Origin of the sequence: Streptomyces apricus, assembly GCF_008369065.1 — a bacterium.
Classification (GTDB): Bacteria; Actinomycetota; Actinomycetes; order Streptomycetales; family Streptomycetaceae; genus Streptomyces; species Streptomyces apricus.
The window spans coordinates 57,659-71,880 of sequence record NZ_VDFC01000019.1; the positions used below are offsets into that span (position 1 = coordinate 57,659).

Genomic DNA, 14,222 nt, shown 5'->3' on the forward strand with positions numbered 1-14,222 from the left:
GCTCGGTGTGGATGGTCATGTCTCATTCTTTCCCCGATCCGGGGAGCCGAAGGCTGCTTCGACGCGGCGTACGCCGCCGTCCCGGCCGGCGTCGGGTCGACCCGTCACCACGTACCGGTCCGGGCGGTGGAGATCGGCCGCAGAGGCGAAGGTGAAGCCGGAGCCGTGGCGGGTGACGCGGCCTGCGGACGGGGCGGCGAAGTGGGCGGGCATCATCGCGGTCCCGGTGTCGGCCAGCCACTCCAGCGTCCGCCTGCGGGTGCGCGCCGAGAGTTCCGGGTCGACGCAGTACCGGGTGCTGGCGTCCGSATCCATCAGCTGGAGCGGGTGGTGGAGGACGTCGCCGGTGAGCAACAGCCGTGCCCGGGAGCCGGTGACCAGGACGGCCGTGTCGCCCGGGGTGTGACCCGGTGCCGGGCACAACCGCACGTGCGGGCCGAGCTCGGCGTCCGGGGGTGTCAGGTCCAGCAGTCCCGCCTCGGCGACCGGTTCGATGCTGTCGGCCAGGTAGTCGCCGGTCCGGGTCATCGCCGCGGCTCCCGCCGCCGACCGCCAGTAGTCGTACTCCGGAGCGGTCAGAACGTGCCGGGCCTTCGCGAAGGCCGGTCGCCACTGTCCGCCGGACCACCGCGTCGCCCAGCCGACGTGGTCCACGTGCAGATGGCTGAGGACGACCGTGGACACGTCGTCGGCGGACAGTCCGGTCTCCGTGAACCGCTGCCACCAGCCGCTGTCCAGGCGGTCGAACTCCGGTCTGCCGCGGTGCTTCCCGTCGCCGACGCAGGCGTCGACGAGGATCCGCTCGTACGGGGTGACGACCAGGAAGGCCTGCATGGCGAAGACCAGCCGTCCCCGCCCGGCCTCGTACCAGGGCTCCTCGGCGGCCCAGCCGGAGGGCACCCCCGGGTGTCCGGGGAAGAACTCCGCCGGATCGATGAGCAGCCGCGGTGTCTCCACGATCGGCACCACCGCGACGTCACCGAGATCGAACCAGCCGCTCATCGTGCCGTCACTTCCCGCTCTTCCCGCTCCGTGTCCGCGGCCCCGTCCGTCCGGTCGGCCGCGTGGGGCAGGCGCCACAGCACCGCCGCGCTCGCCGCGGCCACCACCACCGGAATGGCCGTCAGCAGCACGATGTCGTCGCCGGGGAGCGAGAGCGCGAGCAGGACACCCGCCGTGGCCGGACCCACGATCGAGCCGACCCGCCCCAGGGCCGCGGCCCAGCCCACGCCGGCGGTCCTGGTGGCCGCCGGGTACATCGCCACCGCGAGGGTCAGCTGACCGATCTGACTGGCCGTGACACCCGCACCGGAGCCGGCGAGCGCGAGCAGCAGCGCGGTGTGGTCGGTCCCGACGGTGGCCGCGGCGACCATCGACACCGCACCGATCACCGGCATCACCATCAGGGCGAACCTGATGCCCCGCCGGGCGGAGAGCAGGAGGAGCACGATGCCCCCGACCACCCCGCCGAAGCTCAGGAAGGCCAGGCCGATCGGGGCCTGCGAGGCGGAGAAGCCGTATCCGGTCAGCAAGGTCGGCACCCAGGACTGGAGCGTGTAGCTGGCGATGAAGACCAGGAAGGCGAAGATCCACAGCAGTACGGTGGCGGCGCGCAGCCCCGGTGCGAACAGCGCGCCGACCCGCGCCTCGCGTGCGGCGCCGGCCGAGCTGTCGGCTCCGGACACTGCCACCGTGCCGTCCGCTGCCACCGTGCCCTCCACGGCCACGGGCACCGGTGCGGCCGGCAGCCACCGGCCCATCACCACGGCCAGCAGCAACGGCAGTGCGCCGCCGATCCAGAACACCCCGGTCGCCCCGACCGACGCCAGCATGCTGCTGCCGAAGACACCGGCGACCGTCCCGCCGAAGGCGAGGCCGAGGGTGACCGTGACGGAGACCGACTGCCGTTGCCGGTCCGGGTGGTGCGCGGTGGCGAGGGAGACGGCGCCGGGCAGCACCACGCCGAGTCCGAGGCCCGTGACCAGCCTGACCGTGCTCAGGGCGGTCAGCGACTGCAGGGGAAGCACCAGGGCGGTGGCCAGCGAGCCCACGCCGAACAGCACGGTCCCGGCGATCAGCATCCGCCGCAGGCCCAGCCGCACCGCGAGCCTGCCCGAGGCGAGGTAGCCGAGCACCACGCCGATGTTGGTCAGGACCACCGCCGGGGTGAAGTCGGCCGAGGCGATGCCCCACTGCTCCGCCAGGGAGGGCAGGACGAAGGAGAGGGACGCGGAGTCGAAACCGTCGAGCAGCACCGCGAGAAAGGCAAGTCCCACCACTCCGAAGCGCATCCCGCGAAAACTCGCCAGGACACCTGCCCGCCCACTGCCCGTCGCCGTGTCTTCGTCGTGTCTCATCGGGTGCCTCCGAAAACTGCCTGGTGCGCGGCCTCGAACAGCTCCGACTCCGGTTCGGCGAAGGCGGTGGCGGTGCCGATGTGGTCGGTGCCGGTCAGCGCCACGGTCACCGGCGGCCTGCCCGCGTCGGTCAGGGCGTCGGCGAGCAGCCGGCCCTGGCGGGTCAGCCAGAGGTCGTCGTCCGCCTTGCGGTTGGGCTCCGGATCCCCGAAGGAGACCACCACCCGCTCGGGGCCGCGGCTCACCCGCAGCGCGGGGCTGAGCCGCAGGGCCTGCGCCGGGTCCTCGACCATGCCCCGCAGATCGGTGGGCGCGCTCATGCACACGGTGCCCGCCACCGGGCCGGGGGAGCTGTCGGTCAGCGTGACCATCGCGGCGAGGTGGCCGCCCGCGGAGTGCCCGGCCACGGTGATGCGTTCCGGGGCGCCCCCGTAACGGGCGGCGTTCGTGCGCGCCCACTCCACCGCCAGGGCCGCGTCCGCGACGGCGTCGGCGATGGTGTGCCGCGGTTCGAGCCGGTAGCCGCAGGACAGGAAGACCGCGCCGGCGTCCACCCAGGGGCCGGCGAGGTGGTCGTAGTAGGCCGGGTGGCCCTTGCGCCAGCGTCCGCCGTGGAAGTACACGATCACCGGGCGGTCACCGGATGATCCGGCGCCGGAGGGGACGGCCGCCGGCCCGGGGTGGTAGACGTTCACCAGCTGGTGGGCGTCGGGACCGTACTTCAGGTCGACCTCGTGGGGCACCCGTGAGCGCAGCTCCTGGCGGCGGTGTACGGCGTGCCGGTAGAAGCCCGGCCAGTCGGGGTGGTAATCCTCCGGGCGTCGACAGGTGAAGAACCCACTGGTGTCCGCCGGACGGACCGCTTGACTTCCGACCACTGCTCCTCCTCGTCGTCGCCGGTGCCGTGACGGCTCCGGGTGCGCAGTGGTCCGTATCATCACCAGGCCCGTACCAGCTCGGGTAATGCCTACTTCGTCCGTACCTATCGCCATACGGTCATACCGGAGGTGTGTGCCACCTGGTCCGGCTCCGCACGACGCACGCACCGGACCGCCCGCACCGCCTCCTCCACCCCCACCGCCTGATTTCGCTATGCCCGATCCGCTATAGGTGAAGCCCGGATCGGTATTGGACGGGTATGGGAGGGCGATCGTACGGTCCCCTCATGACCGACGATTCGCCAACCGAGATCGTTCAGCTCCGGAACTTCGTCGACGGAAGCTTCGTCGACGGCGCGGACACGTTCGACAAGATCAGCCCGGTCGACGGCGCCCGTGTCGCCGTGGTGCACGAGGCCGGCCAGGAGACGGTGGACGCCGCCGTACGGGCCGCGCGCCGGGCCTTCGACGGCCGCTGGGGCCTCACCACCGACCGGGACAGAGCCGCCTTGCTGAGGCGGATCGCCGACGGGATCGAGGCGCGTTTCGAGGAGTTCGTGGACGCCGAGATCCGTGACACCGGCAAACCGGTGGCGCTGGCCCGCGAACTGGACGTGGCCCGCGCGGCGGCGAACTTCCGGTCCTTCGCCGACACGATCTCCTCCGCCGGCCTCGATTCGTATCTGACCGACACGGGCGGGGGCCGCAGCGCCCTCAACTACGCGGTGCGCAAACCGCTCGGTGTCGTGGCCGTCATCGTGCCCTGGAACCTGCCGCTGCTGCTGCTCACGTGGAAGGTGGCCCCGGCCCTGGCCTGTGGCAACGCCGTGGTCGTCAAGCCGTCCGAGGAGACCCCGTCGACGGCGACCCTGCTGGCGGAGGTCATCGCCGAGGCGGGCGCGCCGAGCGGCGTGTACAACGTCGTCCACGGCTTCGGCCCGGGCTCGGCGGGCGAGTTCCTCACCTGGCACCCGGGGATCGACGGGGTCACCTTCACCGGTGAGTCCTCGACGGGGGCGACCATCATGAAGGAGGTCGCGCCGCGCGTGGTGCCCGTCTCCTTCGAGCTGGGCGGCAAGAACGCGGCCGTCGTCTTCGACGACTCCCCGCTGGAGCGCACCCTCGACGGGCTCACCAGGTCACTGTTCCTGAACACCGGCCAGGTCTGCCTGTGCACCGAACGGGTCTACGTCCAGCGCGGACTCTTCGACGAGCTCGCGGCCGGGATCGCCGAGCGGGCCAAGGGACTGCGCCTGGGCCGCCCGCACGCATCCGGCACGACGACCGGCCCGCTGATCTCCCAGAAGCACCGGGCCAAGGTGATGTCGTACCTCGACCTCGCCGTGCAGGAAGGCGCCGAGGTCCTCGCCGGGGGCGGCATCCCCGAGCTCGGCGAGGACCTGGCGGGCGGCGCCTGGATCGAACCGACGGTGTGGACCGGCCTGGACAACTCCTGTCGCACCGTGCGCGAGGAGGTCTTCGGCCCGGTCGCCGCGCTGATCCCCTTCGACACCGAGGAGGAGGCGATCGGCCTGGCGAACGACACCGAGTACGGGCTGGCCGCCTCGGTGTGGACCAGCGATCTGAGCCGGGCCCACCGGGTGGCGCAGGCGATGGACGTCGGCCTCTCCTGGGTCAACACCTGGTACCTGCGCGACCTGCGCGCCCCCTTCGGCGGGACGGGCCGCTCAGGTATCGGACGCGAGGGCGGGAAGCACTCGCTGCACTTCTACACCGAGACGACGAATGTGTGCGTGGCCCTGTGACCGAATCGACCTCCGCCCTCTCCGGATACGCCTCGGCCCTCGACGAGGCCGTCACCTCCAGGCGGGCCATCGCGCAGCTGAGCGGCACCGCCTCGCTCACCCTGGACGACGCCTACCGTGTGCAGGCGCTCAGCTCCGAGCTGCGGACGGCCCGCGGTGACCGTCTCGTCGGTGTGAAGCTCGGGTTCACCAGCAAGGCCAAGGCGCTGCAGATGGGCGTCTCCGACGTCATCTTCGGCCGGCTGCACGCGCGCGGCGCGTACGCCGACGGCGGCAGCGTGGCCCTCGAGGCCTTCATTCACCCGCGCGTCGAGCCGGAGGTGGCCTTCCGTCTGGGTGCGCCGTTCGACGCGCGCGCCTCGGCCGATCCCGAGGCCGAACTGCGGGCCGCCGTCGACGCGGTCGCCCCCGGCCTGGAGATCATCGACAGCCGCTACGCGAACTTCAAGTTCTCCCTCACCGACGTCGTCGCCGACAACACCTCGGCGGCCGGGTTCGTGACCGGGGCCTGGCAGCCGATCGATCTCACCTCCGCCGCGGCCCGGTTCGACGACCGGCCGGTGACCGTGGAGATCGACGGCGCGGTCGCGGCCACCGGGAGTACCGGCGACATCCTCGGCGACCCGGTCCTCGCCCTGCCGGCCATCGCACGCATGGCCGCGGCCCAGGGGGTCGTCCTGCCCGCCGGTTCCGTATTGCTGGCCGGGGCGGCCACCGCCGCGGTCGCCCTCCCCGGCGGGGTCACGGTCCGCGCGACCGTCCCGGGACTCGGCTCCGTCCACGTCACCACCACCGGCACCCCCGCGGAGGAGCGATGAACGACGAGTCCCTCGTGGTCGAGGGGAAAGCCKCCCCCCGCGGCCGGTTCCCGCACGTCAAGGTCGTCGGCGACCTGGTGTTCGTCTCCGGGACCAGCAGCCGCCGCCCCGACAACACCTTCGCCGGGGCCGGCGCCGACGCGATGGGAGTCACGGACCTCGACATCGAGGCACAGACCCGGGCCGTGATCGAGAACATCCGTGACGTCCTCGCCGCCGTGGACTGCACGCTCGACGACCTGGCCCAGGTCACCACCTACCTGGTCAGCATGAACGACTTCGGCGGCTACAACCGCGTATGGGCCGAGTACTTCGACGCCTCCGGCCCCACGCGCACCACCGTCGCGGTCCACCAGCTTCCCCACCCGCATCTGCTCATCGAGATCCAGGCCGTCGCCGTGCGCCGAACCGGCCTCACCACCGAGGAGAACTCATGACGTCGTCGCTGCCCCCGGTCTTCAACTTCCCGAAGTGGCTCGCCGAGCACGAGCACCTGCTGAAGCCCCCGGTCAACAACAAGGCGATGTGGGATACCAGCGGTGACTTCATCGTGCAGATCGTCGGCGGCCCCAACCAGCGGCTCGACTTCCACTTCGAGCCGTTCGAGGAGTACTTCTACCAGGTCAAAGGCAATATGCACGTCAATGTGATCACCGAGGACGGCCCGCAGCGGGTGGACATCCGCGAGGGCGACATGTGGCTGCTGCCCGGGAACACCTGGCACTCGCCGCAGCGTCCGGAGGAGGGATCCATCGGCATCGTGGTGGAGCGCGTGCGCCCCGAGGGGACGACGGAGCAGTTCGGCTGGTTCTGTCTGGAGTGCGGTACGAAGGTGCACTCGGTGGAGCTGCAGGTGCGGGACATCGTCGCCGACCTGCCGCCGGTGTTCGAGGCCTTCCACGCGTCCGTCGAGCAGCGCACATGCGGGAACTGCGGCGCGCTGCACCCCGGTAAGGGCTGATCCGGTGCCCGATGTCATCGACATACACACCCACTACGTGCCCGCGGCCTGGCCGGACCTCGGTCCCGGCCGGCCCTGGCTGCGGGTGGAGTCCGAACGCCAGGCGATGATCATGGTGGGGGAGACCGAGTTCCGGGCCGTCGAATCGAACTGCTGGGACGCGTCGGTCCGCCTGGCCGACATGGCCGCCGACGGGGTGCAGGCCCAGGTGGTCTCTCCCACCCCGCTGTTCTTCGGGTACGACCTGAGCGGTGCCGAGGCGGTCAAGGTCTGCCGGATCTTCAACGACCTCGCCCTGGAGATCTGCGCACCCGATACGGAGCGGTTCATCCCGTTCGCCCAGGTGCCGCTGCAGGACCCCGACGCGGCCTGCCGTGAGCTCGACCGCTGCCTGGACGCCGGGCACGTCGGGGTGGAGATCGGCAACCACGTCGGCGACCAGGACCTCGACGCGGAGGGCGTCGTCACCTTCCTCCAGCACGCGGCCTCACGCGGCGCGCCGGTCTTCGTGCACCCCTGGGACATGCCCACCTCGCCGCGGCTGGACCGCTGGATGGCGCGGTGGCTGACCGGGATGCCGGCGGAGACCCATCTCTCCGTGCTCGCCATGATCCTCGGCGGAGTGTTCGACCGGGTGCCGGAGTCGCTGCGGATCTGCTTCGCGCACGGCGGCGGATCGTTCGCGTTCTGGCTGGGGCGCCTGGAGAACGCCTGGCACCGCCGCTCGGACATCATCGCCACCTCGCAGCTGCCGCCCTCGGCCTACCTCGGCCGGTTCAGCGTGGACAGCGTCGTCTTCGACCCGGTCGCCCTGCGCACGCTGGTCGACACCCTCGGCGCGGACCATGTGATGCTGGGCAGCGACTACCCCTATCCCCTGGGCGAACGCCCCGTGGGTGAGGTGCTCCGGAAGGCTGACTTCCTCAGCGCCGCGGAGCGCGAGGCGATCGCCGGCGGCAATGCGCTGCGCTGGGTCGGACGCGTGCCCGCGGACCGCTGACCTGCGGATCGCTGGCCCGCGATCCGGCCCTCCGAGGAGGGAGCTCCGGCCGGGCGACGTCCGCCCGGCCGGGACCGACGGACCCCGGACCCCGGATCCCGGACCCCGTGCCGTCACGGCCGGGGTCCGCCGTCCCCCTGTTCGGACGAGCCCGTCGCCGGGCCTGCGCACCGGACCCCACCAGCGGGTATGTCCAGGATGACGCCCACAGCCGTGCGGTTGTGCCCCGCGGCGGAAGGCGGTCTACCGTTCTCGTATGGAAATACCGCGGATGCTGGACGGGCGACTGAAATTCCGCCACCTCCTCCTCGTCGAGGCGCTCTCCGGCCAGGGGAGCGTGGTCGGCGCCGCGGCCGCGCTGCACGTCACCCAGCCCGTGGTCACCCGCAGTCTCCAGGACCTCGAACGCATCCTCGGCGTCACCCTCTACGAGCGCGGCCCGCGGGGGATCCAGCCCACCGAGTTCGGGGACGCCTTCACCCAGTACGCGCGCTTGGCGCTGGCCCAGATGAACCAGGCGAGCCGTCATCTCCAGGAGATAGCCGACGCCACCCGCGGCCACGTGGTCATCGGCACCCATCTCGCGGGCTCCAACCTCCTGCTGCCGCGGGCCATCGCCCGGCTCAAGCAGGACCGCCCAGCCCTGCGGATCGTCGTGCGCGAAGCGACGCCGGAGACGCTGCTCGAAGACCTCGTCGCAGGCAAGATCGACTTCATCATCGGCCGCCTGGCGACGGTCCCCCCGGGGGGGACGGTGCAGCAGACGCTGCACGAGGAGACCGTCCGCGTGGTCGCGCGCAGCGGGCATCCGCTCGCGGCACGCACCCACATTCCGCTCGACGAGCTGATTGCCTGCCCGTGGATCCTGCCGGGGGTGGAGACGGCGCTGCGTACCGAACTCGAAGAGTTCTTCCACCGCAACGACTGCCCCCTGCCCCCCGACCGCGTCGAGACGACCGCGTTCCTCACCATCCGCCAGCTCCTCGTGGAGACCGACATGGTGGCCGCGCTGCCGGAACTCATCGGCGCGAGCGACCCCCGGCTCACCGCACTGCCGATCTCGCTCGACCTCGTCGGCGCACGCGTCGGGATCACCCGCGCGGCCGGACGCCGTCTGAGCCCGGCCTCGGAGGCCATGATGCAGTCGCTCGTCGCCATCGCGGACTCCGTGCACCCGCCCACGGACCGGTCCGACTGAGTTCTGCCTGACGCCTGACGGTCCTCGACCCGGGTGTGCGCGGGCCGCGGTGGGTACGGGGACCGTGTTTCCCGTCCGGTACGGCCTCGTGCGCGACGGCGCACGGTTCCCGGCCACGACCGGTGCGTACCCGGTCGCGCACGAAGACCGTTCCCTGCGAAGGGCTTTCGTCCGGCCTGACTCGATGACGTCCCGCGAGCCGCCGGCCGGCGGCTCCTCAGGTCCGGGAGGTCAGTGTCCCCGGTGGGGCTCCTGGACCCGGCTCTTGGACGACTCGACCACCGGGTCGAGGTCCTTGAACTGCTCGGTGTACGAGCCGACCGAGATGCCCTTGACCCTCTGCGCGGCGGCGAGCTGCTGGAACGCCGAGGTCTTGGAGGCGGTGGTGAGGATCCGGACGGCGCTGCGCTGGAGGTCGCCCAGACGCATCGTGTAGCTGTCGTCGGCCGGGTAGTCGCCTACCAGGCTCACCTTGTAGGAAACGACCGGCGTGGTGGCGTCACCGGAGGTGGCGTACCGGACGTCCGAGACGGTGATCGCGGCCTTCTGGGCGGCGGTCAGCGCGGTGGAGGCCAGCAGGGTCTGGACGGCGCGGTAGGCGTCGTCGACCGAGGTGAACTTGGCGTCGGCCGTGTACGTCTGGTTGTTGATGGCGTCCACGGTGGTGGTGCCGGAGAGCGGGGTCTTCGACAGGTCGGTCGTGCCGTCGACGGTGGTGGCGACGGTCGTTCCGCCGCCGGTCGCCAGGGTGAGCGCGCCGAGCTGGAAGCTGTAGCTGGGGTTGCCGGTGGTCTTGACCGTCTTCATGTAGGTGGGGAGGCCGTTCAGGTCGACGACGGGCGCGGTCTTGATCGTCGCGTTGACGATGTCGGAGGGCTTCCCGCCGGGCTCGATCAGGTCGTTGCCCGCGTACATGGTGTTGGTCGCGCCGTGCGCGCCGCCCCAGTCGGTCATCACGGTGCCCCGGAAGCCCCACTCACCACGCAGCAGGTCGGTGAGCAGGTCGTAGTTGCCGGACGCGTAGGTGTTGTTGATCTTGTTGTAGGAGCTCATCACGGCCATCGGCTGGGCGGCCTTCACCGCGATCTCGAAGCCCTTCAGCTCGATCTCGCGGAACGCCCGCTCGCCGACCACGTCGTTGCCGCCGCTGCGGCTGGTCTCCTGGTTGTTCCCGGCGAGGTGCTTGATCGTGACACCGGCGCCGGGATTGCTCTGCACGCCCTCGGTGGTGGAGGCGGCGGTGAGGCCGGAGACCAGCGGGTCCTCGGAGTAGTACTCGAAGTTGCGGCCGTTGAGCGGGTCGCGGTGGATGTTCATGCCGGGCGCCAGCCACAGCTGGACACCGTACGCGTTCATCTCCTTGCCGATCGCCGTGCCGACCTTCCGCACCAGGTCCCGGTCCCAGGTCTGGGCGAGCAGGGTACCGATCGGGAAGGCCGTGGCGTACTGGTAGGAGGCGGGGGTGGTGGCGATCCGCTGGGTGAGGCGGAGTCCCGCGGGTCCGTCCGCCAGGGTCATGCTGGGGATGCCCAAGTTTTCGTAGGCGCCGGTGGTGTAGCCGGCGGCGCCGACGGCGGACGGAGTGGTGCCGCCCAGGCTGGTGCCCTCCACGATGGTGGCGAGCTGCGTCACCGACAGGCCGGCGACGAACTGTTCGACGGAGATCCTGCCCTTGGCGACGTCGTACAGCGTGTTGGAGGAGCTGGTCCTGACGTACTTGACCTTCTCGCCGGTCTTCGCCTTGTAGGGGGCGCCGGTGTTCTCCCAGTTCTTCCGGCTCTTGTCCAGGTGGACGGTGGTCGAGGAGATCTTCGACCCGTCGAGCGCGTGGTACGGGGAGGAGGAGTCGACGGTGACGTCCTGCTCGTACGGCGAGGCGTTCTTCTCGGTGCGGAACGACTTCGGGTTCAGGGTGATCCGCTCGGCGTTCGCCAACTCCTTCTTCTCACCGGAGTAGGTGTAGAAGTCGGCCGGGTCGCTGGTCAGTTCGCGCGCGGGCTTCTGGTCGTCCAGTTCGGTGTGGTCCTGCTCCGTCACCACGCGCCTGGCCAGGTTCAGCTCGGCCGCGACATGGGTGTCACGGGAGGAGTCGCCGACCCGGACCACGTAGTCGCCCGCGTCGAGGACGTAGGCGGCACGGGACTCGTCGTAGGAGGCCAGGGAGGTCGTGTCGAAGCCGATGGTCACCGTCTGCGAGGCGCCGGGAGCCAGGTCGTCGGTCTTCGCGTAGCCCGCCAGCTGCTGGTACGCCTTGTCCTGACCGGTCTGCGGGGCGGAGACGTAGACCTGCACCACCTCGCTGCCGCTGTGACGCTTCCCGGTGTTGGTCACCTTCGCGGTGACCCTCACCTGCTTCGCGTTCGCGGTGACCCGCTGCGCCCGGATGGCGAAGTCGGTGTACGAACCGCCGTAGCCGAACGGGTAGTTGACTACGGAGGAGGGGTCGGGGGCGAGGCGCTCGTAGAAGGAGTCGAAGTAGCGGTACCCGACGTAGACGCCTTCGCCGTACTCCTCGGTGGTGGAGTTCCCGTCGTTGTTCGCGAAGGTCGCGGAGGCGGGGTAGTGGGAGTAGGCCGAGGCCCAGGTGTCGGTGAGCTTGCCCGAGGGGGTGACGGTTCCGTTCAGCACGTTGACCAAGGCGTTGCCGCTCTCCTGGCCGGCCTGGCTCATGAGCAGCATCGCGTCCAGCGCGAGTCCGCCGGAGGAGTCCTTCTCCGCCTTGTTGATCTGCCGGTAGAAGCTGGTGTCGATGACGCCGCCGGAGTTGATGACGACGACCACGCGCTTGTACGTGCGGCCCAGCAGTTCGAGGTTGGCGCGCTCGGTGTCGGCCAGCAGGTAGTCGCCCTTGCCGGATGAACGGTCCGCGCCCTCACCGGAGTTGCGGGCGATCACGTAGACGGCCGTGTCGGTCCCGGTGGTGGGCTTCACCGTGTCGGCGGTGAGCTGCTGTTCCACCGAGGAGTAGTCGATCGCCGGACCGAAGATGCCGCCGGAGCCGGCGCTGCCGTACTTGGTGTCGTAGGCCGAGGTCATCGCGGACCAGTAGGCACTGCCCGTGGTGACCTTGTACCCGGCGTTCTCCAGGCCTTGGCGTGCGGTGACCGTCGCACGGTTGTTGACGGCGCCGGAGCCGGTGCCGCCCTTGACGGTGACGTAGGCGCCGACTCCGTACAGGGCGACGTTGCCGGATGACGCGATGGGCAGTGCCTGGGCGTGATTCTCCATCAGGACCATGCCCTGTTCCGCGGCGGAGCGGGACAGGGCCGCATCGGCCTTCTCCAGAGCGCTCGGCGAGGGATCGGTGGTGGCGGCCCGGGCGGGTGGCGGCCCGACGGACAACAGGGCCGACACCACGACCGAGGCTGCGGTCGCCACGGTCACGGCTCGGGTCCGGGAGTTTCTGCGTGCGGGATTCACAGACAGCGTCCTCTCTGCCGTATCCGGCCGGGAGCCGGATGCAGGAGGAGGCTAGGAGGCGCTTTCTGACGCGTCAATAACTGAAGACAAAATTGGTCTCGTGAGTTTTTTCCGTTTACTGCTCCGATGGTCGAGCCCGGTTTCGCACTCCATCCGACAGGCTCATCGGTGGCCGACCGCGGAGAGCGCTCCCGCTTAGTTCCTGGTCAGCGCGGTCTTCGATGGGAAAAGTACTTCATTCGAGGCGCTCGCCCTGCTGTTCCGTTCCACGCGTTCGGTCAATGCTTAAAGCAGCGAGTCGGCATTTTGTGCTCCACGGGTCCGTTGAACGGACCAGTAATGTGGCCCGCCTGCCGCGCGGGGTGCATCTTGGCTTCCGCCTTCTGACGGGCTTTCTCGTCCTACTCACTTCGTGTCAGCTGTGTCTGCGTCAACCGCTCCGCGCCCTTCTGCGTTCGGCGCACGGGCGCGGTAAAGCCTCCGACCCCACAAGGAGTCCGCATGGCAGCACATATCAGCCGTCGCACCATTCTGGCCACCGGCGCGGGAGCCGCCGGACTGTCCCTGTCCGGCGCCTCCGCGTACGCCGCCGGCCATGCGCCCTCCGGCGTGAGATTCACCCTGAACGCCCAGGTGCTCGACGGCGGCGAACAGGTCACCTCCCTCACCCTGGAGACCGCCCGTCTCGGCCCGATCGACCCGGCCGGTCTGACCACCGCGACCTTCGGCGTGCACGCCAAGGGCACCAGGCCGTTTGCCACCGGCCCCGACGACGGCATTGTCACCGACTACGACCTCGACCGGACGGTGACCGCCGCCCGGCTCGACCGCAACGGCAACATCGTGCTCGAACTGAGCCATGGCGAAGGCCGGATCGGGGGCAGCACGCTCAGTTACCTCGCGGACGAGGGCCGCAACGTGATGCTCGACCTCACCTACACCCTCACCCAGCACGCCCCGATCGTCCTGCGCGATCACCGCTCCGTCGTCATCGGGAAGTTCGTGCAGAACCCTCGCCTCTCGGACCCCGAGGTCGACGCGTTCAGCTCTCACACCTCCGGCTCGGGAATGAAGTACCGGCTGTTCTCACCCGCCGATTCCCACTCCTCCCGGCGGGGCAGGCGTCCGCTGATCGTCTGGCTGCATGGCGGGGGCGAGGGCGCGTCACTGCCCGACGACTACTACGACAACGAGGTCACGCTGCGGGCCAACCGCGGCGCACTGGGCTTCGCCACTCCTGAAGCGCAGCACGTCTTCGGCGGCGCCTACGTCCTCGCCCCGCAGAGCACCTCGTACTGGATGGAGGACGGCCCGCGCTTCGCGCCCCTCATCCGCGAGATCATCGACGACGTCGTGCGCGGGAACCGCATCGACCGCGACCGGATCTACGTCGCCGGCTGCAGCAACGGCGGCTACATGAGCATGAAGATGACCGCCCTCTACCCCACCCTGTTCGCCGCCTCCGTGCCGATCTGCGGCATCGTCGCGCCCTTCCAGTCCGACACACCGATGATCCCCGACGACGAGCTGGCCCGGATCAGCACCCCCAGCTGGCTCGTCACCTCCGGCGACGATCCCGTCGTGGACCCGCAGGCCAACACCGTCCACGCGCACGATGTGATCCCCGGCTCGCTGATGACGCTCTACGACCACGTCGTCTGGAACGACCACCAGTACCTCGGCCACTATTCATGGATCTACGTCGCCCGCAACGACCCCGGCATCGACGGCACCCACATCTGGCAGTGGATGGCCGCCCGGCGCCGGCACTGAGAAGGCGGGTGCCCGGGCCGCTCACGGCCGCTCCCGGGAGCGGCGCCTGCC

General features: G+C 70.3%; 11 protein-coding genes. 7 read left to right on the forward strand and 4 right to left on the reverse strand.

The window, feature by feature from the left end:
* Positions 1-15: 15 nt before the first annotated feature.
* The 3 genes from FGF04_RS06960 to FGF04_RS06970 are packed head-to-tail and all read right to left on the reverse strand — an operon-like array spanning position 16 to position 3,235.
* Positions 16-1,002, reverse strand: a complete 987-nt coding sequence (locus tag FGF04_RS06960; protein ID WP_149510364.1) for an MBL fold metallo-hydrolase — start codon at positions 1,000-1,002, stop codon at positions 16-18.
* Complete coding sequence (locus FGF04_RS06965) at positions 999-2,357, reverse strand: MFS transporter (protein WP_149510365.1); 1,359 nt, start codon at positions 2,355-2,357, stop codon at positions 999-1,001. The genes FGF04_RS06960 and FGF04_RS06965 overlap by 4 nt, the downstream gene beginning before the upstream one ends.
* Positions 2,354-3,235, reverse strand: coding sequence for an alpha/beta hydrolase (locus FGF04_RS06970; protein ID WP_188113988.1), 882 nt, complete (start codon positions 3,233-3,235; stop codon positions 2,354-2,356). Before FGF04_RS06970 ends, FGF04_RS06965 begins: the two co-directional genes overlap by 4 nt.
* A gap of 287 nt (positions 3,236-3,522) precedes the next feature.
* On the opposite strand from FGF04_RS06970, the gene FGF04_RS06975 reads away from it, so the two are divergent.
* From FGF04_RS06975 to FGF04_RS07000, 6 genes are all read left to right on the forward strand, one after another.
* Entirely contained in the window at positions 3,523-5,001 is a 1,479-nt protein-coding gene (locus FGF04_RS06975; RefSeq protein WP_149510367.1) for a 2-hydroxymuconic semialdehyde dehydrogenase, read from the forward strand.
* Positions 4,998-5,819, forward strand: a complete 822-nt coding sequence (locus FGF04_RS06980; RefSeq protein WP_149510368.1) for a 2-keto-4-pentenoate hydratase — start codon at positions 4,998-5,000, stop codon at positions 5,817-5,819. Before FGF04_RS06975 ends, FGF04_RS06980 begins: the two co-directional genes overlap by 4 nt.
* Entirely contained in the window at positions 5,816-6,256 is a 441-nt protein-coding gene (locus tag FGF04_RS06985; protein WP_149510369.1) for a RidA family protein, read from the forward strand. Before FGF04_RS06980 ends, FGF04_RS06985 begins: the two co-directional genes overlap by 4 nt.
* Positions 6,253-6,780, forward strand: coding sequence for a 3-hydroxyanthranilate 3,4-dioxygenase (locus FGF04_RS06990; protein ID WP_149510370.1), 528 nt, complete (start codon positions 6,253-6,255; stop codon positions 6,778-6,780). The genes FGF04_RS06985 and FGF04_RS06990 overlap by 4 nt, the downstream gene beginning before the upstream one ends.
* Positions 6,781-6,784: 4 nt before the next feature.
* The gene (locus FGF04_RS06995; RefSeq protein WP_149510371.1) at positions 6,785-7,780 is read left to right on the forward strand and encodes an amidohydrolase family protein; all 996 of its coding nucleotides are present in this window, start codon (positions 6,785-6,787) and stop codon (positions 7,778-7,780) included.
* A 256-nt stretch (positions 7,781-8,036) separates the two neighbouring features.
* Positions 8,037-8,978: a LysR substrate-binding domain-containing protein gene (locus FGF04_RS07000; RefSeq protein ID WP_149510372.1), complete on the forward strand. Its 942-nt coding sequence runs from the start codon at positions 8,037-8,039 to the stop codon at positions 8,976-8,978.
* Between the two features lie 231 nt (positions 8,979-9,209).
* On the opposite strand, the gene FGF04_RS07005 is transcribed toward FGF04_RS07000, so the two are convergent.
* A complete protein-coding gene (locus FGF04_RS07005) occupies positions 9,210-12,362 on the reverse strand; it encodes a beta-glucosidase (RefSeq protein ID WP_149510373.1) in 3,153 nt (1,050 codons plus the stop codon).
* Positions 12,363-12,899: 537 nt separating this feature from the next.
* Between FGF04_RS07005 and FGF04_RS07010 the strand changes: the two genes are divergently transcribed.
* Positions 12,900-14,171, forward strand: coding sequence for a carboxylesterase family protein (locus tag FGF04_RS07010; protein ID WP_149510374.1), 1,272 nt, complete (start codon positions 12,900-12,902; stop codon positions 14,169-14,171).
* Positions 14,172-14,222: the final 51 nt, after the last annotated feature.